We start from the raw sequence: 200 nt of genomic DNA, 5'->3' as shown, positions 1-200 counted from the left end.
GCACGCAATTCTTTATTGCGATGCCGATTACTGAAAAGTAAAACACCATCTTAATGTCGAAATGAATCAACACTACAAAATTTGGAGCGATACATCGGGTTCGAACCGATGACCTCAACCTTGGCAAGGTTGCGCTCTACCAACTGAGCTAGTATCGCATTTTCATTCTTAATATCTCTTAACTTATCAAGCTAAGAAAA

The 200-nt window shown here is 39.0% G+C and carries 1 tRNA gene; it reads right to left on the bottom strand.

Annotated elements, in window-relative coordinates:
- Window positions 1-82 precede the first annotated feature (82 nt).
- Window positions 83-158 (bottom strand) — tRNA-Gly (locus tag A136_RS03750).
- Window positions 159-200: the final 42 nt, after the last annotated feature.

This window comes from Vibrio crassostreae 9ZC13, from assembly GCF_000272045.2.
GTDB lineage: Bacteria > Pseudomonadota > Gammaproteobacteria > Enterobacterales > Vibrionaceae > Vibrio > Vibrio crassostreae_C.
This window is presented reverse-complemented; position numbering and strand designations above follow the sequence as displayed.